Below are 25,550 nucleotides of genomic sequence, written 5' to 3' on the forward strand. Positions count from 1 at the left end.
CGAGGCCGAAGCCGACGAAGAGCGTATCGATGCCGAGCGTGCGCTTGAAATCGCCACCGACGGGGATCGAGCCGCCGCTGCCGATCGAGACGACGCGACCGCCCCATTCCTCGGCGAGCGCGACGCGAGCCTTCTGGAGCACCGGCGAATCCACCGGCACGGCCAGCGCCGGGGAGCCGGAATGACTGATGAACTCGGCGGTCACGTCCTCGGGCAGGCGCTCGCGGATGAACTGGTGGAAGGCAGTGGCGATCTTCGCCGGGTCCTGGTCGCCGACGAGCCGGAACGAGACCTTGGCAGAGGCTTTACCCGGAATGACCGTCTTGCTGCCCTCGCCGGTATAGCCACCCCAGATGCCGTTGACGTCGCATGTCGGGCGCGACTGAATCTGCTCGATCAGCATCCGCCCCTTCTCGCCGATGGAGTGCTTGAGCCCGATCTGGCCGAGGAAATCCTTTTCCGTCAGGTTCAGGTCGGCCCATTCGGCCTTCTGGGCATTGGTCGGCTCGTGCACGCCCTCGTAGAAGCCGGGGATGGTGATGCGGCCGGTCTCGTCATGGATCTCGCCGAGGATGCGCGCGAGGAGATGGATCGGGTTGGCGGCCGCGCCGCCGAACAGGCCGGAATGCAGGTCGCGATCGGCCGCCGTCAGCGTCACCTCCTGATAGACCATGCCGCGCAGGGTCGAGGTGATCAGCGGCGTCTCGCGGTCCCACATGCCGGTGTCGCAGACCAGCGCGTAATCGGCCTTCAGCTCCGCCGCATTGGCCTTGATGTAGCCGGGCAGGTTGACCGAGCCGGATTCCTCCTCGCCCTCGACCAGGATGGTCAGGCCGATCGGCAGGTCACCGGTCTCGGCCAGCGTCGCGCGCAGCGCCTCGATGAAGGTCATCACCTGGCCCTTGTCGTCGCAGGCGCCGCGCGCCGAGATGATCTTGCGGCCAGGCTCCAGTTCGCGGACGGCCGGCTTGAACGGATCGGTATCCCAGAGGCTGACGGGATCGACCGGCTGGACGTCGTAGTGGCCGTAGAACAGCGCATGCGAGGCGCCAGGCTTGGGACGGTGGGCAAGAACGACGGGGTGCCCGCCGGTTTCGCGCAGCTCCGCCTTGAAGCCGAGCCCCTCCAGATCAGCCCGCAGCCACTCCGCAGCAGCACGCGTTTGCGCATTGAAAGCCGGGTCGGTGCCGATCGAGGGGATCTCGAGCCAGGCGGAGAGACGGTCGAGAGAGGCGTCGAGCCCATCGTCGAGGCGAGCGAGAATGGCGGGAAGCTTGGTCATGTCGGCCATCGGATGCGATTCAGGTGACGGCATCATGGCAAGCCCCGCTGCGGGCGTCAGCTCCTATTCGCGCATGGCGGGCAGGCTCGCGCTTCTGCGCCCTGACGCTAATTGCCAATCATTCGCAATTGCGTTGACAGACCGACAACGAGCCGATACCCCTTATTGCAATCAAGTTGCAGCAAGGCCTCATCATGTCGCAAAGCGCCCCCGAATCCTCGTCGATCTGGCTTCGATCGCGGGGCGAACCGTCCCTGACGGATGTCTTCCGCACCATCAAGGTCACGCCGAGCTCGTCGAGCTGGCGCAAGTTCCTCGCCTTCTTCGGGCCCGGCTATCTCGTCGCCGTCGGCTACATGGACCCCGGCAACTGGGCGACATCGCTCGCCGGCGGCGCCCAGTACGGCTACACGCTGCTCGTCGTCGCGCTGGTCTCGAACCTGATGGCGATCATCCTGCAATCGCTCTGCGCACGGCTTGCCATCGCGACGGGGCGCGACCTCGCCCAGGCCTGCCGCGATGCCTATCCGCCCTATATGGCCTGGCCGCTCTGGCTATTGGCGGAACTGGCGATCTGCGCCACCGACCTTGCCGAGGTGATCGGCACCGCGATCGGCCTCAACCTGCTCTTCGGCATCCCGCTCGAGATCGGCGTGCTGATCACCGCCTTCGACGTCTTCATCATCCTGTGGCTACAGACGCGCGGCTTCCGCTGGATCGAAGCCTTCATCATCACGCTGCTCGGCGTCATCGCGCTGTGCTTCGGCATCCAGATCGCGCTCGCCGATCCGAACTGGGGCGAGGTCATCCGCGGCTTCGCGCCGACGACGGAGATCGTGACCAACCCGAACATGCTCTACATCGCGCTCGGCATCATCGGCGCGACGGTCATGCCTCATAACCTCTACCTGCATTCCGGCATCGTGCAGACCCGCGCTTATGGCGAGACGCTGCCGGAGAAGCGCGAGGCACTGAAATTCGCGACGATCGATTCCACCCTCGCGCTCTGCTTCGCGCTGCTGATCAACGCCTCGATCCTGATCCTCGCCGCCGCGACCTTCCACAAGGCCGGCCATACCGACGTCGCCGAGCTCGGCAAGGCGCAGGAACTGCTGCAGCCCCTGCTCGGCGCCTCGATCGCGCCCGCGCTCTTCGCCATCGCCCTGCTCTGCTGCGGCCTGAACTCGACGGTGACCGCGACCATGGCCGGGCAGATCGTGATGGAGGGCTTCCTGCGCATCCGCCTGCCGGCCTGGATGCGGCGGCTGGTGACGCGCCTCGTCGCCATCGTCCCGGCGATTGCGGTCACGCTGATCTATGGCGAGAGCCAGACGGCGAAGCTCCTGATCCTGAGCCAGGTCGTTCTCAGCCTGCAACTACCCTTCGCGGTCGTGCCGCTGGTGATGTTCACCGCCTCGAAGGACAAGATGGGTGCGCTTGTCGCCCCGCGCTGGCTCAGCCTGACCGCAGGCATCGTCGCCGCGATCATCATCGTGCTGAACATCAAGCTGATCGTCGATTTCGCGACCGGGGCTTGAGGGCAATAGCGCCCCCCGACGCGCGTCATGCTCGGGCTTGACCCGAGCATCTACTGCCGACAGAGGCTCAGGCATCCTTTCCGGGCCGAGATTCTCGGGTCGAAGCTTCGCTTCGCCCGAGAATGACGCGCTTAAGCAGCCCTCAGCGCTTCCCCGACATCGAGCCCAGAATACCGCGCAGGATGGCGGTGCCGACCTGCCGACCGATCGAGGTCGCGGCCGAACGGGCGGCGGAGGTGATGATCTTCTCGGCCATGCTCTGCGGCAGCGGACCGCCACGCGAGCCCGGCCCCGTCTTCGGGCGCTGCTGCGGAGCGCCGCCGAGCCAGCCGCCGATCGTGTCGAGGATGCCGCCGCCCCCGCCGCCATCCGCCGACGCTTCGATCGGCGAGCCGTCCGGATTCAGATTCTTGCGCTTCAGCAGCATTTCATAGGCCGACTCGCGGTCGACCATGGTGTCGTACTTGCCCTTCTCGGGCGACATGTTGATCGCCTGCTGGCGCTGCTGTGGCGAACACGGGCCGACCTGCGCCATCGGCGGCGCGATCAGGGCACGCTCGACCATCTCGGGCGAGCCCTTGCCCTCGAGCATCGAGATCAGCGCCTCGCCGACGGCAAGCTGGCTGATCGCCTCCTCCGTGTTGATCTTCGGGTTCTGGCGGAAGGTCTCGGCAGCGGCGCGCACCGCCTTCTGGTCGCGCGGGGTGAAGGCGCGCAGCGCGTGCTGGACGCGGTTGCCGAGCTGTGCGAGCACCGTATCCGGGATATCGAGCGGGTTCTGCGTGACGAAATAGACGCCGACGCCCTTCGAGCGGATCAGGCGCACGACCTGCTCGACCGCCGTCAGCAGGGCCTTAGGGGCGCCGTTGAAGAGCAGATGCGCCTCGTCGAAGAAGAAGACGAGCTTCGGCTTATCGAGATCGCCGACTTCGGGAAGCTGCTCGAACAGCTCCGAGAGCAGCCAGAGCAGGAAGGTGGCGTAGAGCCGCGGATTGTTCATCAGCTGGTCGGCGGCGAGGATGTTGACGATGCCGCGGCCGTCGCGATCCGTCTTCATCAGGTCGTTGATGTCGAGCGCCGGCTCGCCGAAGAAGAGATCGCCCTTCTGGTTCTCCAGCACGAGCAAGGCACGCTGGATCGTTCCGACCGTCGCCGACGTGACGTTGCCGTATTTGGTGGTCAACTCCTGCGCATTCTCGGCGATGAAGGTCAGGATCGCGCGCAGGTCCTTGAGGTCGAGCAGCAGCAGCTTCTGCTCGTCGGCGATGCGGAAGGCGATGTTGAGCACACCTTCCTGCGTGTCGTTGAGATCGAGCAGGCGGGCCAGCAGCAGCGGGCCCATCTCGGAGATGGTGGCGCGGACCGGGTGGCCCTGCTCGCCGAACACATCCCAGAAGACGGTCGTGAACTGGTCCGGGTCATACTTGAGGCCAAGTTCCTTGGCCCGGTTGACGAAGGGCGGCTTCGAATCGCCGGGCGCGACAATGCCGGAGAGATCGCCCTTGATGTCGGCTGCGAAGACCGGGACGCCGTTGCGGGCGAAGCCCTCGGCCATCACTTGCAGGGTCACCGTCTTGCCGGTTCCGGTCGCGCCGGTCACCAGCCCATGGCGATTGGCGAGCTTGAGCAGAAGGTTTTCGGGCTTGCCGCTCTTGCCGATCAGAATCGCGCCGTCATTCGCCATTGAAATTCGTCCATCAGGTTTCGCGCCGGTACGGCAAGGGTGTAACCAAACGACGCAGAAGGCGGAAGCCCGGGGCCGCTGGAAATCAGATCGTAAATATGTAAACTATTTTTCGAAGACTTCGTGGCGAAGCCATTCTGGCAAGGGGTTTGGGTATCATGGAAGAATTGCTCACGCGCGTGGCTGCGGCCGCCGGCATCAATGAAGAACTCGCCCGCAAGGGCGTCGGCATCATCCTTGCCTTCCTGCAGAAGGAAGGCCCCGCTGCCGAGATCGGCCAGTTGATGGCCGCGCTGCCGGGCGCGCAGGAACTGGCCGATGCCGAAGGCGGCGCCAAGGGCGGCATGCTCGGGGCGATCGGCGGGCTGATGGGCGGCGGCGGGGGCGTGATGGCGCTCGGCGGCCAGTTGATGGGTGCGGGCCTCTCGATGGGCCAGATCCAGAGCATCTCGAAGGAAATGTTCGCCGTCGGCCGCGAAAAGGCGGGCGAGGACGCGATGGGCGCCATCGTCGGCGCGATCCCGGGCCTCGGCCAGTTCGTCTGATTCCATCGAAATTCCCGGATCGCCGCGGCGCCGTCTCAGGATGGCTCCGCGGCATTTTTGCATTCCCGCACCTGCCTTGCGACGAAGTAGGGATGGCGGTGCGCGCGCACCCATGGCAATCAGCGCTCCACGGCTGCACATTGTGCGGAAGAGGAGCATAGGCGCGCATGAACTCGGCTGCCCCATCCGACCTTCCCTATCTCGACGCTTTCGCGGCGCCGTCGCATGACGCGTGGCGCGTGGCGGTCGACAAGGTCCTGAAGGGTGCCGATTTCGAGAAGAAGCTCGTAGGCCGGACCGCCGACGGGATCCGCATCGAGCCGCTCTACCCTGCGGCAACCGCATCGACACGGGCATTGCGCGCCGAAACCGGGCGCTGGCATGTCGCGGCCCGTCTCGACCATCCGCAGCCGGACGAAGCGCGGGTTCTCGCTCTCGCCGATCTCGAAGGCGGCGCCGACACGCTGACCATCAGCTTTGCGGGCGCGCAGGCGGCGCACGGCTACGGACTCGCTGCCGACAACGTGGCAGCGTTCGATGCCGCACTCCAGGGGGCGATGCTGGACCTGATCCGGTTGCGGCTCGACCCGGCCCCACAGGCCCGCATCAATGCCCTGTTGCTGGCTGCCCTGATCCAGAAGCGCGGCCATGCGCCGAGCGAACTCTCCGTCTCCTTCGGCCTCGACCCGATCGGCGTCTTCGCCGGCCGTGGCTCGCTAGCAGCGCCCTGGCCCGAGCTTGGCCGCCGGCTTGCGGCAACGATCCGCACGCTGAAGGAGCGTGGCTTCGCCGGGCCGTTCATCGAGGTCGACAGCCGGCCTTATCATGAGGCCGGCGCCAGCGAGGCGCAGGAGCTCGGCGTGGTGCTTGCCACGTCGGTCGCCTATCTGCGCGCGATCGAGGCGCAGGGCATGACACTGTCCGAGGCGCGGGATGCCCTGGCCTTCACGCTGGTCGCGGATACCGACGAGTTCCTGACCGTGGCGAAGTTCCGCGCCGCGCGCCTGCTTTGGGATCGCATCCAGCAGGCTTGCGGCCTGACACCGAAGCCGGCCCGCATCCATGCCGAGACGGCATGGCGCTCGCTGACCAGGCGCGATCCCAACGTCAACCTGCTGCGCGGCACCGTCGCCGCCTTCGCGGCCGGCGTCGGCGGCGCCGACTCGATCGCCGTCCAGCCCTTCACGGCCGCGCTCGGCCTGCCTGACGCCTTCGCGCGCCGCGTCGCCCGCAACACCCAGCTCATCCTGCTCGAAGAGAGCAATCTCTGGCGCGTCGCCGACCCCGCCGCCGGCGCCGGCGGCTTCGAGACGCTGACGCAGACGCTCTGCGAGCAAGGCTGGCTGGCCTTTCAGGAGATCGAGCGGCAGCGCAGCGGGGATCTCGCCGGCATTGTCGCAGCCCTGGTCGACGGCCATCTCCAGAAGACGCTCGCCGAGCAGCGCGCCACCCGCGCCAAGGCCGTGGCGACCCGCCGCGAGCCGATCACCGGCACCAGCGAGTTCCCCAATATCCGCGAAGAGAAAGCGGCCGTGTTCGCCGTCGCGCCGGTCAAGCTCGACGGCAAGCGCGTGCAAGGCAGTCTTGCGGAGCGCAACCAGGGCGAGATCATCCGCTCCTTCGTCGACGGCGCCGGCCGGGCCGACGCTCTCGCGGCGCCTGCCGCGGGCCTGCGGGCGGAGCCCCTGCCCTCGCTCCGGCTGGCGGAGCCGTTCGAGGTGCTGCGCGACAAGGCCGACGCCCAGCCGAAGCGCCCCATCGTCTTCCTGGCGACGCTTGGCCCGATCGCCGATTTCACGGCGCGCGCCGGCTTCGCCCGCAACCTGTTCGAAGCCGGCGGTTTGGCGGCGGCCAGCGGCGATGGCTTCGCCAAGGATGGCGCGACCGATCTCGACGCGCTGATCGCCGCCTTCCACGCCTCGGGCGCGAAGCTCGCGTGCCTGTGCGGCTCGGATGCCGCCTATGCCGCTGAAGGTGCCGTCGCAGCCGAGGCGCTAGCCAAGGCTGGCGCAACCGTTTGGCTCGCCGGCCGGCCGGCCGAGACCGAAGCCTTGAACAAGGCCGGCGTGACCTCGTTCATCTATATGGGCTGCGACGTGGTCGAGACGCTCACACATGCTCAGGCCGTCGCAGGCGCCTGACCGGAGACAAGAGTTTGACTGCCATCGCCCTCACCATCGCCGGTTCGGATTCGAGCGGCGGCGCCGGCATCCAGGCCGATCTCAAGACCTTCGCGGCGCATCAGGTCTATGGTGCCAGCGTCATCGTCGCGCTGACCGCACAGAACACCAGAGGCGTCAGCGCCATTCATGCCGTGCCGCGCGATTTCGTCGCCCAGCAGATGGACGCCGTGTTCGAGGATCTCGACGTCAATGCCGTCAAGATCGGCATGCTGGCGACGGCGGAGCTGATCGAGACGGTCGCGGCCGGGCTCAAGCGCCATGGCGCAAAGAATGTCGTGCTCGACCCCGTCATGATCGCGGCCTCCGGGGCGCGATTGCTGGAAAGCGCGGCGGTCGAGGCGATCCGGACCCATCTCTTCCCGCTCGCGACGCTGATCACGCCGAACCTGCCTGAAGCCGCCGCGCTGCTCGGCATGGGCATGGCCGAGACCGATCAGGCCATGGACGAGCAGGCGGAGAAGCTGGCCGCGCTCGGCGCGGCCAATGTGCTGGTCAAGGGCGGCCACGGCACCGGCGAGATCAGCAGCGACCTCCTGCTGCTCGCAGGAGGTGCGCGCCAGCGCTTCAACGCGCCGCGTCTCGCGACGCGCAACACGCATGGCACGGGCTGCACCCTGTCCTCAGCCATCACCGCCAACCTCGCCAAGGGGCTGGATCTGCCGGAGGCTGTCGGCCACGCCAAGACCTATATCTCGGCCGCCATCGCCGCGGCCGATCAGGTTGCAGTTGGCCACGGCCACGGACCGGTGCATCATTTCCATCATTGGTGGGACCAGGGGAGCCAGCCATGACCGCGATCCCGGATTTCACGAAGTTGTCCTTCGCCGCCGGGGCTCGCCCCGCTGCCAGCGCGTTGCCCACGGGCGAAGCCTGGCAGACGCCCGAGGATATCCCGGTCAAGCCGGTCTATACGGCAGCCGACCGCGACGGCCTGCCCTTCGTCGAGACGCTGCCGGGGATCGCGCCCTATCTGCGCGGCCCCTACCCGACCATGTATGTCAACCAGCCCTGGACGATCCGGCAATATGCCGGCTTCTCCACGGCCGAGGATTCCAACGCCTTCTACAGGCGCAATCTCGCCGCAGGCCAGAAGGGGCTTTCAGTCGCTTTCGACCTCGCGACCCATCGCGGCTATGACAGCGACCATCCGCGCGTCGCCGGCGATGTCGGCATGGCCGGCGTCGCGATCGACTCGATCTACGACATGCGCACCCTGTTCTCCGGCATCCCGCTCGACCAGATGAGCGTGTCGATGACGATGAACGGCGCCGTCCTGCCGGTGCTGGCGCTCTATATTGTGGCGGCGGAAGAACAAGGCGTGCCGCAGGCCAAGCTCTCGGGGACCATCCAGAACGACATCCTCAAGGAGTTCATGGTCCGCAACACCTATATCTATCCGCCCTCGCCCTCGATGCGGATCATCGGCGACATCTTCGCCTTCACCTCGGCGAACATGCCGAAATTCAACTCGATCTCGATCTCCGGCTATCACATGCAGGAGGCTGGCGCGACGCAGGACCTCGAGCTCGGCTACACGCTGGCCGACGGCGTCGAATATATCCGCGCCGGCCAGCGCGCGGGGCTTTCGGTCGATGTCTTCGCGCCGCGCCTGTCCTTCTTCTGGGCGATCGGCATGAACTTCTTTATGGAGGTCGCCAAGATGCGCGCCGCCCGGCTGATCTGGGCGAAGCTCGTCAAGGATTTCGGGGCGCAGAACGAGAAATCCCTGCCGCTGCGCACCCATTGCCAGACCTCCGGCTGGTCGCTGACGGCCCAGGACGTGTTCAACAACGTGCCGCGCACGATGATCGAGGCGATGGCTGCGACGCAGGGCCATACCCAATCGCTGCATACCAACGCGCTCGACGAGGCCTTGGCGCTGCCGACCGATTTCTCCGCCCGCATCGCCCGCAACACCCAGATCCTGTTGCAACAGGAGAGCGGCACGACCCGGATCATCGATCCCTGGGGCGGCTCCTATTATGTCGAGCGGCTGACCGCCGAGCTCGCCGAGAAGGCCTGGGGCCATATCCAGGAGGTCGAGAAGCTCGGCGGCATGGCCAAGGCGATCGAGGCCGGCATCCCGAAACTCCGCATCGAGGAAGCCGCCGCCAAGACGCAGGCCCGCATCGATGGCGGCCAGCAGGCGATCATCGGCGTCAACTGCTACAAGCCCGACAACGAGGCGACGATCGACGTGCTCAAGGTCGACAATGCCGCCGTGCGCGCTCAGCAGCTCGACAAGCTCAAGCGCCTCAAGGCCGAGCGCAGCGAGACCGAGGTCGAGGCTGCCCTCACCGCGCTGACCAATGGCGCGGCCGGCAACGGCAACCTGCTCGATCTCGCGGTGAAGGCTGCCCGCGCCAAGGCGACGGTCGGCGAGATTTCCATGGCGATGGAGAAGGTCTTCGGGCGCCACCGCGCCGAGATCAAGGCGATCTCGGGCGTCTACAAGCGGGAGGTCGGCGAGATGAACCCAGCCGTGACGCGCGTCCAGTTGATGTGCGAAGCCTTCGAGGAGGCCGATGGGCGCCGCCCGCGCATCCTCGTCGCCAAGATGGGGCAGGACGGCCACGATCGCGGCCAGAAGGTCATCGCCTCGGCCTTCGCCGATCTCGGTTTCGACGTCGATATCGGCCCGCTTTTCGCGACGCCCGACGAGGCGGCGCGACAGGCGGTCGAGAACGACGTCCATATCGTCGGCGTGTCGTCGCTGGCGGCCGGCCACCTGACTTTGGTGCCGGAGCTGAAGGCCGCGCTCGCCAAGGCCGGCCGGCCCGACATCATGATCGTGGTCGGCGGCGTCATCCCGCCGCAGGATTTCGACGCGCTGATCGAAGCCGGCGCCTCGGCGATCTTCCCGCCCGGTACCGTCATCGCCGATGCGGCGGAGAAGCTGCTGCAGGAACTGAACGAGCGCCTCGGCTACGCCCAGCGGACGGCGGCGGAATAAAAGAAGGCGGGCGCTGCCAACCGACAGCGCCCGCCCCATGATCACGACCGACGTGGCGACACTTACCGCCAGCCGTAACCATAGCCGTAACGCGGCGGTGGCGGCCGCATGCCATATTCGTCGGAGTAGCGGTGCCAGCGGCGGTGCCCCCAGAAGCCGTAGACGGCGGGCGGCGCGGAGCGCCAGCCATAACCATAGGCCGGGCGATCATAGGAGCGCTCATAGCCACCGCCGAAGGCCCGGGCCTCGCCAGCCCCGGCGAATGTTGCCCCTGCGAGCACGGCACCACTGAGCGCGAGCGCTGCCAAACCGATCCGGGCGCGATTGCCAAACATGGTCTCATGTCCTGTTCCGGCAGGGATCGCCCTGCCACGGATCGGACATTCGCAGGTTCTGGCTGAACGGGCTTTGAGGGCGCCGTTCAGCCCGTGTTTATCCAAGGAGCCATGCCGTCATTGCGAGGAGCGCAGCGACGAAGCAATCCAGGGGGACTGGGTTCAACGTCTCACCCAATCCCCCTGGATTGCTTCGCTGCGCTCGCAATGACGGATAAATTCGACCCAAGGCAGCCTAGCTGCCGGAGAGCTGCTCGCGCTTGAGCAGGAGCGAAGCCGCGATCACCACGACGGCGACGGCGCCGATCATGATCGTGCAGGCGGCGTTGATCTCGGGCGAGACGCCGAGCTTGACCGCCGAATAGAGCCGCATCGGCAGCGTCGTCGCGCCGGGCCCGGTCGTGAAGCTCGCGATGACGAGGTCGTCGAGCGAGAGCGTGAAGGCCAGCATCCAGGCTGCCGCCACCGCCGGCCAGATCAAGGGCAGGGTCACGGTCCGGAAGGTGACGAAGGGCGTGGCGCCCAGATCCTGTGCCGCTTCCTCCAGCGAGCGGTCGAAGCCGGCCAGCCGCGATTGCACGACGATGCAGGCGAAGCCGAGGCTGAAGGTCGCGTGCGCGATCGTGACCGTCCAGAAGCCGCGCTCGACATCGGCGGCGACGAAGAGCAGCAGCAGCGACAGCCCCGTCACCACCTCGGGCATGACGAGCGGCGCCAGCACCATGCCTGAGAACAGCGTGCGCCCCATGAAACGGCCATGGCGCGCCAGAGCAAGTGCCGCCAGCGTACCGAGGATCGTCGCCAACGTCGCGGAGACGAAGCCGAGGCGGATCGAGAGCCAGGCAGCATCGAGCAGCGGCCCGTTCTGCATCAACGCGCCGTACCAATGCGTCGAGAAGCCGCCCCAGACCGTCACCAGCCGCGAGGCGTTGAAGGAGTAGGCGACGAGCGTCAGGATCGGCAGGTAGAGGAAGGCGAAGCCGACGATCAGCGCCAGGATCAATCCGGGACCGAGCCGGCTCATGCCGCCAGCTCCCGCCGCAGCCGTGCCCGCTGGGCGAGGACGAGCGGCAGCACCAGCGCGACGAGCAGCACCACCGCCACGGCCGAGGCCAGCGGCCAGTCGCGGTTCGAGAAGAACTCGTTCCAGAGCACTTTGCCGATCATCACCGTATCGGGGCCGCCGAGCAGGTCCGGGATGACGAATTCGCCCACAGCCGGGATGAAGACCAGAGCGGAACCGGCGAGGATGCCGGGCAGCGATAGCGGCAGCGTCACCGTCAGGAAGGCCGTGATCGGTGTGGCGCCGAGATCGGCCGCCGCCTCGAGCAGGCCGCGATCGAGCTTCTCCAGCGTCGCGAAGAGCGGCAGCACCATGAAGGGCAAGTAGGAATAGACCATGCCGAGAAGCACCGCCGTCTCGGTGTTGAGCAGACGTAGCGGCTCGGCCTCGAAGCCGAGGAAGGCGAGCGCGGCGTCGAGCAGCCCTTCCGGCCGCAGGATGCCGATCCAGGCGTAGACGCGGATCAGGAAGGAGGTCCAGAATGGCAGGATGACGAAGACGAGCAGGATTCCGCGCCAACGCGCGGGCGCCGATGCCATGGCGTAGGCGAGCGGATAGCCGATCGCGAGCGCGAAGATCGTGGTCAGCGCCGCAATGCGTAGGGAATAGAGATAGCTCTGCCAGTAGAGCGGATCGTCGCCGAGCAGGCTGAAATTCGCGATATCGAGCTGCGAGAGGAATTCGCCGAGCTGGGCGAAGCCTTCCCAATGCGGGGCATAGGGCGGCAGGGCCGTCGCAGCTTGCGAGAAGGCCATGCGCAGCACGATGGCGAAGGGAGCGAGGAAGAACAGCGCCAGCCAGAGATAAGGCACGGCCACCACGAGGCGGCGTAGGCGCTGCAACGAGGCGGCCGCGCTCATGGCGGCAACACCATGCCGGCCTCGACATCCCAAGAGAGCCAGACCTTGTCGTCCCAGGCGAAGGGCCGGGCCATCCGGCGCGTCCGGTTGGCCAGAGCGACCTTGACGAGCTGGCCGCCCTGCCCCTCGTCGCCCTGGCCCAGCATTACCTGGATCATGGTGAAGTCGCCGAGATAGCCGATATCCCAGATCTCGCCCGCGACCTTGTTGACGGCCTGCAACGGCTCGTCATGAGCGATCTCGATCTTCTCCGGCCGGATGCCGACGATGAGGGGCTCGCCCGGCTTCAGCGCCGGCGCCTCCTCGTCGAGCTCGACGGTGCCGACGATCGGCACGTCCGCACGCACGAGTTCGCCTTCAACGGCCGCGATCCTGCCCTCGAAGATGTTGATGTCGCCGACGAACTCCGCGACGTGCCGATTGGCCGGTGCCTCGTAGATCACGTCGGGCGGGCCGATCTGGACGAGCTTGCCATGGTCCATCACCGCCATGCGGTCGGCCATGGTCATCGCCTCGTCCTGGTCGTGGGTGACGACCATGAAGGTCAGGCCAAGCTCGCTCTGCAGATCCATCAGCTCGAATTGGGTCTGTTCGCGCAGCTTCTTGTCGAGCGCCGCCATCGGCTCGTCGAGCAGAAGCAGCTTCGGCCGCTTGGCCAGCGAGCGGGCGAGCGCGACGCGCTGGCGCTGGCCGCCGGAGAGCTGATGCGGCTTGCGCCCACCAAGACCGGAGAGCTTGACCAGCGCCAGCATCTCCTCGACGCGCCGGTCGATCTCGGCGCGCGGCAGCCCCTCGCGCTTCAGCCCATAGGCGATGTTGCCGGCCACGCTGAGATGCGGGAACAGCGCATAGGACTGGAACATCATGTTGATCGGCCGCAGATGCGGCGGGATGCCGGTGATGTCCTGCCCGTCGAGCAGGATCGTGCCGGCATCCGGCGTCTCGAAACCGGCGAGCATGCGCATCAGCGTGGTCTTGCCGCAGCCGGAGGGGCCGAGCAGCGCGAAGAACTCGCGCGGGTAGAGCGCGAGCGAGAGATCGCCCACCGCGGTGACGTCGCCGAAGCGTTTGGTCACGCCCCGGAACTCGACCAGCGGCTTCGCCGCCGGGTCGTTCCAGGGCTGGAAGGCCCGGCGCACGCTGCCGGGCGAGGTCTTCTTCATGGTGCTCGCGACCTGTCCGGAGCCGGTCACTTGCCGGTCTTGACGCGGGTCCAGAGCCGGTTCACCAGCCGCTGGGACTTCTGGTCATAGGGCGTGATCGTGTAGAGCCGCCCCATCACTTCGTCCGACGGGTAGATGCCGGGATTGTCGCGCACCGCCGCCGACAGGAACGGCTTCGAGGCGAGGTTGCCGTTGGCATACTGGATGAAGTCCGAGTTCTTCGCCGCCATCTCGGGCCGGTTGACGAAGTCGATGAACTTCATGGCAGCCTCGACATTGCCGGCATCCTTCGGGATCACCAGGGAGTCGAACCACATCAGCGCGCCCTCCTTCGGGATCGAATAGGCGATCTGGACGCCGTTCTTGGCCTCCTCCGCGCGCTTCTTGGCCTGGAGGATGTCGCCGGAATAGCCGACGGCCAGGCAGATATCGCCGTTCGCCAGCGCGTTGATGTATTCCGAGGAGTGGAACTTCTGGATATGCGGGCGGATCTTGCGCAGAAGCTCGCCGGCCCTGTTGAGATCGGCCTCGTTCTTGGAATCGGGATCAAGTCCGAGATAACGCAAAGCCGCGGGGAACATCTCCTCGACCGCATCGAGCACATGCACGCCGCAATTCGACAGCTTCTTGAGCTGATCCGGTTCGAAGACGATCTTCCAGCTATCGATCACCGCATCCGGGCCGAGCCGCTCCTTCACCTTCGCGGTATTGTAGCCGATCCCGGTCGTGCCCCACATGTAGTTCACGGCGTATTTGTTACCGGGATCGTACTTGCCGAGCCGCGTCTGAATCTCGGGCCAGATATTCTTGAGATTCGGCGCCTTGTCCTTGTCGACCGGCTGGTAGATGCCCAGCGGGATATGGCGCGGCAGGAAGGATGCGGTGACGACGATCAGGTCGTAGCCGGTCTTGCCGGCGAGAAGCTTGGTCTCGACCGTCTCCATCTGGTCGAAGGTATCGTAGACGACGGTGATACCGGTTTCCTTCTTGAAGGCGTCAAGCACCTCCGGATCGACATAATCAGACCAGTTGAAGATGCGCAGTTGCTTGTCCTGCGCGGCCACTGGTGCGGCCAGAAGTCCCAATCCGATCGCGCAAGCTGCAATCGCCTCGGTCAGTCGCTTCGTCGTCCTACCCAATCCGCCCCTCCATCGTGTTGGCGCGCGCACGCTACCAGCTTTCCCCCCGGCATCAACCGCGATCGGGCGCGAGCGAACGCCCGCGCACAGGCAAGCTGCGCCTGACGCAAGCGTGATGCGCCGGGTTCTTGCCGGCCCGCGCCGTCATGCACATACCGTACCGCATGCGCCTTCTCCGCCGCTTCCTGCTGTTCTTCGCGATCGCCTTCCTGCTGCCGCTCGCGAGCCATGCGGGCTGGTGGATCTGGCAGACGCATGCGCCGGACTGGCAGCGCGCCGACTGGACGAGCGCGAAGCTCCTGCCGGCGGCTTCGGTCGAGCCTGAAGCCACGGTACATGTTTTCGCCGCGCGCGTCGGGCGCTGGCGCGGCATCTTCGCGCATCATTCCTGGGTGGTGGTGAAGGAGCGGGGTGCGAGCGCCTATACCCGCTTCGATGTCGTCGGCTGGGGTGCGCCGGTCCGGGTCAACCATCGCGATGCCGATGGCCGCTGGTTCGGCAACATGCCGGAGCCGGTCGCCGAGCTTCGCGGCGAGGCAGCGGAGCGGCTGATCCCGCGCATCCGTGCGGCGGTCGCGAGCTATGCGTATTCCAGCCCCGGCAGCTATCTCGCATGGCCGGGGCCGAACTCGAACAGCTTCGTCCAGCACGTGCTGGCGGAGGTGCCCGAGCTGCATCAGGCGCTGCCGCCGACAGCGCTCGGCAAGGACTGGCGCGCCGACGGGCTCTTCGCGGGGCTTACCGCCAGCCGCACCGGTATCCAGGCCTCGCTCTACGGGCTTGCCGGCGTGACCGTGGGCTGGGTCGAGGGCATCGAGATCAATCTGCTCAGCCTCGTCGCCGGGCTCGACCTGCGCAGCCCGGCGCTGAAGCTGCCGGGCTGGGGACGGGTCGGAGTTTAAGGTTTCGAGGCGGTCAAACCGCCTCGAAGGCCTGCGCCAGATCCGAGATCAGGTCCTCGATATTCTCGATGCCGACGGAGATGCGGATCAGCGCGTCGGTCAGGCCGATCTCTTCGCGCAATTCGCGGGCGACACCGGAATGGGTCATCGCGGCGGGATGCGAGACCAGCGTCTCGGTGCCGCCGAGGCTGACCGCGAGCTTCATGATCTGGAGGTTGTCGAGCAGCGCGAAGGCCTCCTTCTCGCCGCCCTTGACGTCGAAGGCGAAGGTCGAGCCCGCCGCCGTGCACTGGCGGTCGAAGACGGCCTTGCGCGGATCGCTCTCCTTGAGATTGCCGAGATAGTGGACCCGGGCGACCTTGGGATGGCTTTCGAGGTATTCCGCGACGAGCTTGGCGTTCTCGTTGGCGCGGCTCATGCGGATGTCGAGCGTCTCCAGCGAGCGCATCAGCATCCAGCAGGAATTGGGATCGAGCTGCGTGCCGAGCGAACCGCGCCAGCCCTTGACCTGCCGCACCAGCGCCTCCGAACCGCTGATCGAGCCGCCGACGAGGTCGGAATGGCCGCCGACATATTTGGTCAGAGAGAGCAGCGAGAGGTCGGCGCCCTGCTTCAGCGGCTTCTGGTATTTCGGGCCGAGCATGGTGTTGTCGACCACGACGGGCGGGCGATGGCCCTGCGACTTCTCCAGCTCGTCGGCGATCGCCTTACAGGCGGCGAGGTCGACGAGGCCGTTGGTCGGGTTGGCCGGGGTCTCGACCAGGATCATCGCGACGCGGCCCTTGGCGGCGGCCGCCTTGGCGACGTCACGCATCTGCGCGATGTCGAGCCCGTCGGTGAAGCCGAAGGGCGTGACGCCGAAGGCGCCCATCTGGTTCTTCAGCAGCGTCTCGGTGCCGCCATAGAGCGGGCGCGAATGCAGGATCGTGTCGCCGGGCCGCAGGAAGGCGAAGCAGGTCGTTGCGATCGCCGCCATGCCCGAGGCGAAGACAGCGCATTTCTCGGCCTCGTCCCAGATCGCCAGGCGATCCTCGAGGATCTCCATGTTCGGGTGATTGAAGCGCGAATAGACCAGGCCGGGCTTCTCGCCGGGCTTGGGTTGGCGCCGGCCGGAGGTGAAGTCGAAGAAATCCTTGCCCTGCTGGGCGTTCTCGAAAACGAAGGTCGAGGTCAGGAAGACCGGCGGCTTGAGCGAGCCCTCCGACATGGCCGGCGAGTAGCCGAAGCCCATCATCAGCGTCTCGGGATGGAGCTTGCGGTTGGCGATCCGGTCCTTGTGGTAGTTGTCTTCGCTCATGGCCGTCTCCCTTGCGATCCTGCTGCGCAGGCCGGTTTCTGCCACCAGATTATTCCTATCGGCGCGCCATTGCTTGGCCGATCAGCATCATCCTAATGTGCAATAAGCAGCTTTCTGCTCAATTTTGATTTAGATGGAGCATATCATGCTCGACAGCATCGACCGCCGGATTCTCGCCGTACTGCGTGAGGACGGGCGTATCACCAACCAGGACCTGTCGCAGCGCGTCGGGCTTTCGCCGACGCCCTGCCTTCGCCGCCTCAAGCGGCTGGAAGAGACCGGTGTCATCCAGGGCTATACGGCCGTCGTCGACCCCAAGGCCTATGGCCTGCCCTTCAGCGTCTTCGTCTCGGTGCGGCTGACCCAGCAGAACCAGGAGCAGATCGCCGAATTCGAGAAAGCGGTCGAAAGCTGGAGCGAGGTGGCCGAGTGCTATCTCATGACCGGCTCGCAGGACTATCTGCTGCGCGTCGTCACCGACGGCATCGAGGGCTATGAACGCTTCCTGAAGCAGAAGGCGACGCGATTGAAATGCATCCAGTCGGTCGAATCCAATTTCGCTTTGGCGACGATCAAGAAGCGCTCCGGCCTGCCGCCGATCTAGCGTCGTTCAACGAGAGCCGAACAGCTCCGCCGCCGCGGCCTTGGCCATGCCGCTCTGCTGATGCGCCACGCCCGGCACGTCGACCTCGCGCCAGCGGAGCGCCACGCCGAGACGGCGCGCCTCGTCCGTGGCTGTGGCCATGAAATGCTGCCCGCGTGCGAAGCGGGTCGGCCCCTGATCCTCCGCGCCGCGGGATTTGTTGAGTTGGTGGTGATTGGGGTCGATGTCCTGATCGCCGAGCATGACCAGCATCGGCTTGGCGAGGGCGCGAGCCAGCGTCGCATCGGCGGCAGGCGTCCCCTTGAGCGAATAGGGATAGGCGCGCGCCCCGCTCTCGCCGGTCAGCGCGGGCAACGTGTAGTAGCCGGCATTCGCCACCGCGGCCGTCGCGATGCGCGCCTCCGGCATGAGCATCACCATGCGGTGCACGAACTGGGCACCGGCCGAATGACCGAAGATCGTGTAGCTGTTGCCGGCGACGCGGCCGCGGGCGCGGGCGGTGTCGAACAGCCTTTCGATCAGGCCGAAGGTCCATTTCGCCTTGTCCGGCTCGCCGCGTACCCCACCCTGCTGGAACAGGCGGCTCGGAAACTGGTCATTGTCGAAACGCGGGGCCAGAACGAGGAAGCCCGCCTGATCGGCCGCAGCCTTCCAGGCGTCGCGCGCGCCCTTCGCGTTGCGGCCCATGCCATGGATCGCGATCAGCAACGGGCAGGGCTTGGCCGCGCAGGCCGGCGGCGCATAGCTCGAAACCTCGATGGTGGCCGGCAGCGGATCGGCGTAGCTGCTCTCGGCCGGTCCAATCTGAGCGAAGAGTGCCGGTGTCTCGGCCGATGCGGCGCTGAGGCCAAGGCCCAGCGCCAACACAACGACCGTCAATCCCCTGCCCAGCCGCTTCATTCCGCCCGCCCTCTCGTGCATCGGCCCCAGAGGCAGATAGCACCTTTCGGCGGAATCCGCGCGCGGCGACCTAGCCGCTGCGATCCATGGCGCGGCGCACGACCTGCGTGACCTCGCTATTGGACAGGAAGAGGTCGTGGCGCAGCATGCTCCAGCCCCGGCCGGATGTATCCGCGACCCTGACGCCCAAAGCCTCCAGCCGCGAGCGATCCGCCGCTCCGGCCCGCGCGACGCCACCCGCGATGCGGGCGGAGACCGCCAGCGCGCGATCGCCGGGATCGATGATCACGGTCATGCGCTGAGCCAGGGGCCCGAGCTTCTTCACCGTCTGCTCGAAGGCGTCGATATCGACATCGGGCGAGGCCAGCACGACCGAACCGATCCGGGCGTAGAGCTCCTGGGAATCGCGCAGCTCGCGCAGGCCTTCTAATGTCAGGAAGGTGCCCATGGAGTGAGCGACGATATGGATGCGGCCGACAGTCGGATTGGCGACGAGCGCCTGCAGCGCCTGGACGAAGCCATCGCGCGACCAGAGCGCGCTCTCCCGATCATAGGCATAGTCGAAGAACTTGCCGCCGGAGGGCCAGGTAAACAGCGCGGTGCGACCCTGGAATTCCAGCGAATGCGAGAGCTGGCCGGCGCTGCGCGCGGCGGTCTCGAAGGTCTCGTTGAAGCCGTGAATGTAGAGCAGCACGTCGCGCCCGTTCACGGAATCCGAGAAGGCGCGCGCCGCGTCCCTCGTCGTCTCCTTGGAAATCCCGAGCACAGCCCAGTCGCCGCTCACCGCCGAGGAGACCCGGCCTGCGATACCGCGCCCCGGCGGCGCCAGCCGCGCCTCGGCAAAGGTCAGTTGGCCGCGATCGGTGCTGAAATAGGGCGTGGCGTTGCCGGTCGACTGGCGCGTCGTCATGACGAGCAATCGCGGGTCCTTGCCAAGCGCCGACGTATCGGCCCGCTCAGGCTCCGAGAAGGGCGAGACGCTGGCCTCACTCTGCGCACAGGCGGTCAGGCCGAGCGGCAGGAACGCCGCAAGGGCCAGCGAACGGCATGAAAAGGCGCGCCTTGTAACGGGCATGGGGACAGGCATCCGATCAGAATTTGAGAGGCCGATCTGACGGCCGAACCTCTAAAGGCAGGCCAACGCGGCCATAATGGGGCAAGAGCGCCGCCTCTCGATGAAGCGACGGCTGGCGTTGCGCCGGGGCGACATCACCGCGTCGCGCCCGAGATAATGGTGATCGGCGCGGTGACGACGAGCCCGACCGTCGAACCAACCGTCCCCATGACCCCGCCGGCGATATCACCGACCCTGTCGCCGAATTGCGGCCCGGCAAAGCCGATGCCCTTGTCCTGCTGCAGCCTTTGGCCGATGAGCTGCACCACTTTCGGCGAAGACGCGAATTTCGCGTGGTTCAGGCTGTCGCTGGAGGAAACCTCGGAGATGTCGATCAGCTTCACGCCGAGCTTTTCCAGCTCCGCAATCGTTTCGGTGTCCTTGCTCGACACCGCGCCCAATCGCTTTTTGTCGCCGGCGAAGCGCCGGGAGAAGTCGAGCGCGCGGTCGTCGGCCGAGACGAAGACCGTCACCGGCCGCCGGATCTCGCGCATCTGCGTCTTGAAGACGTCGAGATCGACATCCGGCGCCGCGAGCATGACGTCGCGCAACTTGCCGCCAAAGGTGCCGTCACCACGGATCGCGGCCTGGCGCAAGGTCTCCAGCGTCAGCAGCGTGCCCATGGAATGGGCGAGGATATCCATGCGCGAGGTGCCAAGGTCGCGGGCGATGGCACGCAGGTTCAGCTCGAGGAAATCACGGGAGTAGAAGGCGCTTTCACGGTCGTAAGGGTAGGCCAGGAGTTGCCCCCGTGAAGGCCAGGTGAACAGCACCGGCACGCCCTTGAAGCCGGAATCATGGACGATCTGGGCGAAGCGATAGACCGCATCGGCGAAATTCGTGTTGTAGCCGTGGACGAAGACCAACACGTCGCGCTGGGACGCCGGCCGCCGTTGCAATTCCTTGCGCACGTCGGAGACGACCGGCGCGAGATCGAGCTTCTGGATATAGGTCGCGGTGAAATGCTTGGCAGGATCGCCCGGCCCCGAATCGGGCAGCTCCAGGTCGCCGGTCTTGTGGTTGCGCGGTACGGTGATGTCGAGACGGGCGAAGGAGAGCTTCGGTCCGCGCTCGCCGCTGAAATAGACCGGCTGCGCCGAGATTTCGCGGGTCGTTGCGACATAGATCTGAACGGTCCCGGCGATGTCCGCCTTCGGTGCCTCGCTCAGTTCCAGCACGCGCGGCGTGCCACAGGCCGCGAGCGCCAACGGGAGCAGCAGGACCAACAGGAAAACACGAAGCCGCAGCGCCACGCACATCATCGCCAAGTCGTCTCATTGCCACGGCGGATTCACAAGATGCGCACATGACACAGTGATGAAGGAAGTGAAGCGCGAGGACGCCTTGTCGGCCATGCCAGCAGCTTGCTAACTGGCGAGATGGTCGACAGCAGCTCTCCAGCCGATCCGCTCGGCGACGCCATCCTCGCCGGCGATCGTGCAGCTCTGGCCCGCGCGATCACGCTTGCGGAATCGCGCCGGGCCGACCACCGCGAGCAGGCACAGGCCCTGATCCAGCAGCTTTTGCCCCATACCGGACGGGCGATGCGGGTCGGCATCACCGGCGTGCCCGGCGTCGGCAAATCGACGACGATCGATGCGCTCGGCTCCTATCTCACCGGCAAAGGCCATAAGGTCGCGGTGCTCGCGGTCGACCCCTCCTCGACCCGCACCGGCGGCTCGATCCTCGGCGACAAGACGCGGATGGCCCGGCTCGCGGTCGACAGCCAAGCCTATATCCGCCCCTCCCCCTCCTCGGGCACGCTCGGCGGCGTCGCAGCCAAGACGCGCGAGACCATGCTGCTCTGTGAGGCCGCAGGCTTCGACGTCATCCTCGTCGAGACGGTCGGGGTCGGCCAATCGGAGACGGCGGTGGCCGACCTCACCGATTTCTTCCTCGTGCTGATGCTGCCCAATGCCGGCGACGAATTGCAGGGCATCAAAAAGGGCATCATCGAGCTCGCCGACATGATCGCGGTGAACAAGGCCGATGGCGACGGCGCCATCGCCGCACGCGCTGCCGCCGCACAATACAAGGCAGCCCTCCACATCCTGGCGCCGGCCTCGTCGCTGTGGAGCACGCCGGTCCTGACGATCTCGGGGCTGACCGGGCTCGGCCTCGATGCCCTCTGGTCCAAGGTCGAGGACCATCATGCCCGGTTCGAGGCCAAGGGCCTGATCGCCGAAAAGCGCCGCCGGCAGGACGTGAAATGGATGTGGGCGATGGTGCAGGACCGATTGCAGGCGAAGCTGCGGCACGATCCCGCCCTGAAAGCCCGCACTCCGGAGCTAGAAGCCGCCGTCGCGGCCGGTCGCCTGCCGCCGACGGCAGCTGCCGACGAGATCGCCCGGGCGCTGGGATTGTGAACCGACCGCCGGGAGCCGCGGTTCCGGATCGGTACAGGTGAAGCTGGCACGCGGCTTGATCGGCACCGGTCGAGCAGGAGTTTCCATGGTTCTTTCCCGACGCAGCGTACTGGCGATGGGCCTTTTCGGCACGGTCTCGCCCGTTCTGCCCGCTCAGGCCCAGTCGCGCGGCGCGGCAGCCGGCCCGCTCGGCCATCTCGGGCTCGATGCGGGCCAGTTCGGATTGCGCCCGGGCGCGGCCGAGGATCAGTCACGGCAGTTGCAGGCAGCCTTGAAGCAGGCGGCCACGCGCGGCGCGCCGCTCCTGCTGCCGCCCGGCCGCTATCGGATCGGTGGCGTCACCCTGCCCGAGAACGCCCGGATCATCGGCGTGCCCGGCGAAACCCATCTCGTCACGGCGAATGGCCAGCCCCTGCTCATCGCCCGCGATATCGGCCGCGCCGCGCTTTCCGGCCTAAGCTTCGACGGGCTCGACATTCCCGCCACCCAGCGCAGTGGCCTGCTTGCCGCAGGAAATGTTGGCGAGATCACGGTCTTCGAATGCGCCTTCGCCAAGGCCGGCTCGGTCGGGCTGACGCTCGACCGCTGCGGCGGGCGCATCACGGCGAGCCGGTTTCGAGGGATGCGGGATGCAGCGCTGTTCTCGATCGATTCGAAAGCTCTCACCATCGAGCAGAACCGGGTCGAGGATTGCGGCAATAACGGCATCCAGATCTGGCGCAGCGAGCTGGGCGACGACGGCTCGATCGTCCGCGGCAACCATGTCATGCGCATCCGCGCCGAGGGCGGCGGCAGCGGCCAGAACGGCAACGGCATCAGCACCTTCCGCGCCGGCGGCGTCCTCATCGAGGGCAACCAGCTGCGCGATTGCGCGATGACCTTCATCCGCAACAATTCCGGCTCGGGCGTGCAGATGCTCGGCAATCAGGGGCGGCGCTGCGGCGAGGTCGGCCTCTACAGCGAATTCGCCTTCGAGGGTGCGATCATCGCCAACAACCTCGTCGAGGACTGCGCGGCGGGCGCGACCATGACCAATCTCGACCATGGCGGGCGCGTCGCGGTCTGCGCCAACAACATCATCCGCAGGGCAAAGCGGGTCAGCATGCCGTACACCAAGGACCCGGTCGGCGGATTCGGTGTCCATGTCGAGGCGGAAGCCACTGTGACCGGCAATGTCATCGAGGATGTGAGCGATGCCGGCATTGCGCTCGGCTGGTCCTGGGGCATGCGTAACCTCGCCGCCACCGGCAACGTCATCAGAAAAACCGGCATCGGCATCTCGGTCTCACTCGTGCCGAAGGAACGCAATGCGCTGATCGCGAACAACGTCATCGCGGAAGCGCGCGACGGCGCCGTGATCGGCACCGAATACGGCAAGCCCGTTACCGGCGACCTCACGAAGGCTCCCGACGCCAAGGCGTCGGGGATCGTGATCGCGAACAACGCGGTGCGTTGAACTCGGTCCATCCCCGAGCCCTCATCCTGAGGAGCCGCGCCAGCGGCGTCTCGAAGGATGCTCCAGGAGGTTCCCCAGGCATCTGAAGCATCCTTCGAGACGCCATTTCCAAGGAAATGGCTCCTCAGGATGAGGGCTCGGACAGTTGCTGCCCCCGGCTCAGGCGACCGGCGCGCGGATGCGGCCGACCTCGATGCCGTTCCAGTTCTTCAGCACGGTCTCGCGCAGCGGCGCGAAGGCTACCTGCGTGGCATCGTCCATCGGCAGGAAGCGTGCGATCAGGGCGCCGAGCGCGATCTCCGCGGCGCGACCGGCGCCGTCATCGCATTTCAGGGCGATGCCATAACCGAGTTCCGGCAGCGCGGCGCAATAGACGCCCTCGGCACCGGTCTTGGTGAAGGCGCGCGCGCCGAGCAGGCCCATCAACCGGGTATCGTAGCGGCCGGTGCCGGCGACCATGAAGGGATGGGCCGCCGCGGCAGCCCGGATGCGCGCCGCCGCCTTCGCCCGCTCCGGCCCGAAGCCCCGGCCGGTGCCGAGCCGCGCAAAACCCAGCGCCAGCGCTGAAAGCGGCACGGCGTAGGACGGGATCGAGCAGCCGTCGATGCCCATCCGGTCGGCACTGTGCGCGGCGCCGGTCACGGCTTCCAGCGCACCGCGCACCGCCTGCTGCACGGGATGGCTCGCCTTCACATAGCCCTTGGGATCCTCGTCCATGTTGCAGGACAGGCAGACGAAGCCGGCGTGCTTGCCGGAGCAGTTGTTGTTGAGGGCGCTCGGCTCGGCGCCCGACTTCGCCAGGGCGCGCGAGACCAGTTCGTTCGACGGCCAATGCGCGCCGCATTCGAGGCAGCCGGCGTCGCGCCCGGCCTTGCGCAGCATCGACAGCGAGGTCTCGGCATGGAGCGGCTCGCCGGAATGCGAAGAGACGGCGAGCGCGATCTCGGCCTCGGTCAGCCCATAGCGATCAGCAGCGCCGCTCTCGATCAGCGGCAGGCCCTGAATCGCCTTGACGGCCGAGCGCGGGAAGACCGGGCGCTCGACATCGCCGGCGGAAAATACCACGCCGCCATCGGCATCGACGACGATCGCAGCGCCGCGATGGCGCGATTCGACGACATTGCCGCGCGTGACCTCGGCGAGAACAGGGTTTTCCATGGCGACCTCCATTGCCCATTCGTGTGGGCTTGCCGCCTTTTGGCGCCGACCCGGGGTCCTGTCAAAAGCGCTGGCGCGAAGCGCGCCGGGCTGCCACGGTGCGGCCCAGCAAACCTGCGCCCTTCAGCGATGGACGATCGATGTCGCCTGACTACGAGACCGAGTACAACAACCGCGCCCGCGTGCCGGAACACCCCGGCATCATCGCCAGCTGGCAGACCGATGCCGCCGCCTATCGCAGCGAGGCCCTGTGCGAGCTGGACGTCTCCTATGGCGAAGGCGCTCGCCAAGCCTACGACCTCTTCAAGCCCGATGCGATCCGGGGCAATGCGCTGGTGATGTTCATCCATGGCGGCTACTGGCAGGCGCTGGACCGCAGCTATTTCTCGCATATGGCGCGCGGGCTGAACCGGCTCGGCCTGCCGGTCGCGGTCGTCGGCTATGACCTCTGCCCGCAGGTCCATCTTGGCCATATCGTCTGGGAACTGCAGCAGGCGGCGGCGGCGCTCTGGCGGCGCTTCGGCCTGCCGGTTGTTGCGACCGGCCATTCCGCCGGCGGCCATCTCAGTGCTTGCGCGCTCGCGACCAACTGGAAGAATGTCGACCCGAATCTGCCGGACCAGCTCGTGCCGGCCGCCTATGGGATCTCCGGCCTCTACAACCTGAAGCCGCTGACCGAGACCAGCATCAACAAGGCGCTGGGCCTCGACATGGAGGCAGCCGAGCGCGAAAGCCCGCTGTTCTGGCCGGCGCCGTCGCGCTTGACGATGGATGCCGTGGTCGGAGGCACCGAGAGCGACGAATATCACAAGCAGAGCCGCCGGCTCGTCGACGTCTGGGGGCTGGAAGGCGTGGCGACGCGCTACGAGGAGATCCCCGGCGCCAACCATTTCACCGTGATCGCCGGGCTGAGCGATCCCGAAAATGCGATGACACGACGGATCGCCGCGCTCGCCGGCGCTTGATCTCCCCCCATCCAGGATTCTATCCAGACGGCATCAGAGTTTC

General features: G+C 66.7%; 22 protein-coding genes. 10 read left to right on the forward strand and 12 right to left on the reverse strand.

Translation table 11 applies throughout. The features are described 5' to 3' along the window. Positions 1–1,291, reverse strand: a 1,291-nt coding sequence (locus Q0Q02_RS02655; RefSeq protein WP_293806633.1) for a M20/M25/M40 family metallo-hydrolase, incomplete at its 3' end; no start/stop codon positions are given. Positions 1,292–1,476: 185 nt separating this feature from the next. Here Q0Q02_RS02655 and Q0Q02_RS02660 point away from each other — a divergent pair. Continuing rightward, positions 1,477–2,820 (forward strand): Nramp family divalent metal transporter, encoded by a 1,344-nt coding sequence (locus Q0Q02_RS02660; RefSeq protein ID WP_293806635.1) that lies wholly within the window; start codon positions 1,477–1,479, stop codon positions 2,818–2,820. A gap of 142 nt (positions 2,821–2,962) precedes the next feature. Here Q0Q02_RS02660 and Q0Q02_RS02665 read toward each other — a convergent pair whose 3' ends face one another. Beyond that, positions 2,963–4,504 (reverse strand): helicase HerA-like domain-containing protein, encoded by a 1,542-nt coding sequence (locus Q0Q02_RS02665; RefSeq protein ID WP_293806637.1) that lies wholly within the window; start codon positions 4,502–4,504, stop codon positions 2,963–2,965. 158 nt (positions 4,505–4,662) lie between these two features. On the opposite strand from Q0Q02_RS02665, the gene Q0Q02_RS02670 reads away from it, so the two are divergent. The 4 genes from Q0Q02_RS02670 (at position 4,663) to scpA (ending at position 10,185) form a co-directional block, all read left to right on the forward strand. Then, a complete protein-coding gene (locus Q0Q02_RS02670) occupies positions 4,663–5,049 on the forward strand; it encodes a DUF2267 domain-containing protein (RefSeq protein ID WP_293806639.1) in 387 nt (128 codons plus the stop codon). Positions 5,050–5,216: 167 nt separating this feature from the next. Then, a complete protein-coding gene (locus tag Q0Q02_RS02675) occupies positions 5,217–7,190 on the forward strand; it encodes a methylmalonyl-CoA mutase subunit beta (protein ID WP_293806641.1) in 1,974 nt (657 codons plus the stop codon). Between the two features lie 14 nt (positions 7,191–7,204). Continuing rightward, complete coding sequence (thiD, locus tag Q0Q02_RS02680) at positions 7,205–8,023, forward strand: bifunctional hydroxymethylpyrimidine kinase/phosphomethylpyrimidine kinase (RefSeq protein ID WP_293806643.1); 819 nt, start codon at positions 7,205–7,207, stop codon at positions 8,021–8,023. Next, a complete protein-coding gene (gene scpA / locus Q0Q02_RS02685; protein ID WP_293806645.1) occupies positions 8,020–10,185 on the forward strand; it encodes a methylmalonyl-CoA mutase in 2,166 nt (721 codons plus the stop codon). The genes thiD and scpA overlap by 4 nt, the downstream gene beginning before the upstream one ends. Positions 10,186–10,247: 62 nt before the next feature. On the opposite strand, the gene Q0Q02_RS02690 is transcribed toward scpA, so the two are convergent. The 5 genes from Q0Q02_RS02690 to Q0Q02_RS02710 form a co-directional block, all read right to left on the reverse strand. After that, complete coding sequence (locus Q0Q02_RS02690; RefSeq protein WP_293806647.1) at positions 10,248–10,520, reverse strand: hypothetical protein; 273 nt, start codon at positions 10,518–10,520, stop codon at positions 10,248–10,250. Between the two features lie 235 nt (positions 10,521–10,755). Continuing rightward, complete coding sequence (locus tag Q0Q02_RS02695) at positions 10,756–11,544, reverse strand: ABC transporter permease subunit (RefSeq protein WP_293806649.1); 789 nt, start codon at positions 11,542–11,544, stop codon at positions 10,756–10,758. Then, entirely contained in the window at positions 11,541–12,443 is a 903-nt protein-coding gene (locus tag Q0Q02_RS02700; RefSeq protein WP_293806651.1) for an ABC transporter permease subunit, read from the reverse strand. The genes Q0Q02_RS02695 and Q0Q02_RS02700 overlap by 4 nt, the downstream gene beginning before the upstream one ends. Further along, positions 12,440–13,606, reverse strand: coding sequence for an ABC transporter ATP-binding protein (locus Q0Q02_RS02705; RefSeq protein WP_293806969.1), 1,167 nt, complete (start codon positions 13,604–13,606; stop codon positions 12,440–12,442). Before Q0Q02_RS02705 ends, Q0Q02_RS02700 begins: the two co-directional genes overlap by 4 nt. Positions 13,607–13,632: 26 nt before the next feature. Beyond that, a complete protein-coding gene (locus tag Q0Q02_RS02710) occupies positions 13,633–14,745 on the reverse strand; it encodes a polyamine ABC transporter substrate-binding protein (RefSeq protein ID WP_293806653.1) in 1,113 nt (370 codons plus the stop codon). A gap of 164 nt (positions 14,746–14,909) precedes the next feature. On the opposite strand from Q0Q02_RS02710, the gene Q0Q02_RS02715 reads away from it, so the two are divergent. Beyond that, complete coding sequence (locus Q0Q02_RS02715) at positions 14,910–15,647, forward strand: DUF3750 domain-containing protein (RefSeq protein WP_293806655.1); 738 nt, start codon at positions 14,910–14,912, stop codon at positions 15,645–15,647. A 13-nt stretch (positions 15,648–15,660) separates the two neighbouring features. On the opposite strand, the gene Q0Q02_RS02720 is transcribed toward Q0Q02_RS02715, so the two are convergent. After that, a complete protein-coding gene (locus tag Q0Q02_RS02720) occupies positions 15,661–16,944 on the reverse strand; it encodes a cystathionine gamma-synthase family protein (protein ID WP_293806657.1) in 1,284 nt (427 codons plus the stop codon). A 145-nt stretch (positions 16,945–17,089) separates the two neighbouring features. On the opposite strand from Q0Q02_RS02720, the gene Q0Q02_RS02725 reads away from it, so the two are divergent. Then, positions 17,090–17,548, forward strand: a complete 459-nt coding sequence (locus Q0Q02_RS02725; protein WP_293806659.1) for an Lrp/AsnC family transcriptional regulator — start codon at positions 17,090–17,092, stop codon at positions 17,546–17,548. A gap of 6 nt (positions 17,549–17,554) precedes the next feature. Here the strand turns inward: Q0Q02_RS02725 and Q0Q02_RS02730 are convergent, their stop codons facing one another. From Q0Q02_RS02730 to Q0Q02_RS02740, 3 genes are all read right to left on the reverse strand, one after another. Beyond that, the gene (locus Q0Q02_RS02730) at positions 17,555–18,448 is read right to left on the reverse strand and encodes a hypothetical protein (RefSeq protein WP_293806661.1); all 894 of its coding nucleotides are present in this window, start codon (positions 18,446–18,448) and stop codon (positions 17,555–17,557) included. Between the two features lie 70 nt (positions 18,449–18,518). Continuing rightward, positions 18,519–19,523: an alpha/beta hydrolase gene (locus Q0Q02_RS02735; protein ID WP_293806663.1), complete on the reverse strand. Its 1,005-nt coding sequence runs from the start codon at positions 19,521–19,523 to the stop codon at positions 18,519–18,521. 134 nt (positions 19,524–19,657) lie between these two features. Continuing rightward, the gene (locus Q0Q02_RS02740) at positions 19,658–20,824 is read right to left on the reverse strand and encodes an alpha/beta hydrolase (protein ID WP_293806971.1); all 1,167 of its coding nucleotides are present in this window, start codon (positions 20,822–20,824) and stop codon (positions 19,658–19,660) included. A 117-nt stretch (positions 20,825–20,941) separates the two neighbouring features. Here Q0Q02_RS02740 and meaB point away from each other — a divergent pair, with 117 nt between their 5' ends. Beyond that, a complete protein-coding gene (gene meaB, locus Q0Q02_RS02745; RefSeq protein ID WP_293806665.1) occupies positions 20,942–21,928 on the forward strand; it encodes a methylmalonyl Co-A mutase-associated GTPase MeaB in 987 nt (328 codons plus the stop codon). A gap of 85 nt (positions 21,929–22,013) precedes the next feature. Next, positions 22,014–23,384 carry a TIGR03808 family TAT-translocated repetitive protein gene (locus Q0Q02_RS02750; protein ID WP_293806667.1) on the forward strand — a complete coding sequence of 457 codons (1,371 nt, stop codon included), beginning with the start codon at positions 22,014–22,016 and terminating at the stop codon, positions 23,382–23,384. 159 nt (positions 23,385–23,543) lie between these two features. Here Q0Q02_RS02750 and Q0Q02_RS02755 read toward each other — a convergent pair whose 3' ends face one another. Beyond that, positions 23,544–24,542: an asparaginase gene (locus tag Q0Q02_RS02755; RefSeq protein ID WP_293806669.1), complete on the reverse strand. Its 999-nt coding sequence runs from the start codon at positions 24,540–24,542 to the stop codon at positions 23,544–23,546. Between the two features lie 140 nt (positions 24,543–24,682). On the opposite strand from Q0Q02_RS02755, the gene Q0Q02_RS02760 reads away from it, so the two are divergent. Continuing rightward, the gene (locus Q0Q02_RS02760; protein ID WP_293806671.1) at positions 24,683–25,507 is read left to right on the forward strand and encodes an alpha/beta hydrolase; all 825 of its coding nucleotides are present in this window, start codon (positions 24,683–24,685) and stop codon (positions 25,505–25,507) included. Positions 25,508–25,550 lie beyond the last annotated feature (43 nt).

Source organism: uncultured Allobosea sp. (assembly GCF_945956895.1).
GTDB lineage: Bacteria > Pseudomonadota > Alphaproteobacteria > Rhizobiales > Beijerinckiaceae > Allobosea.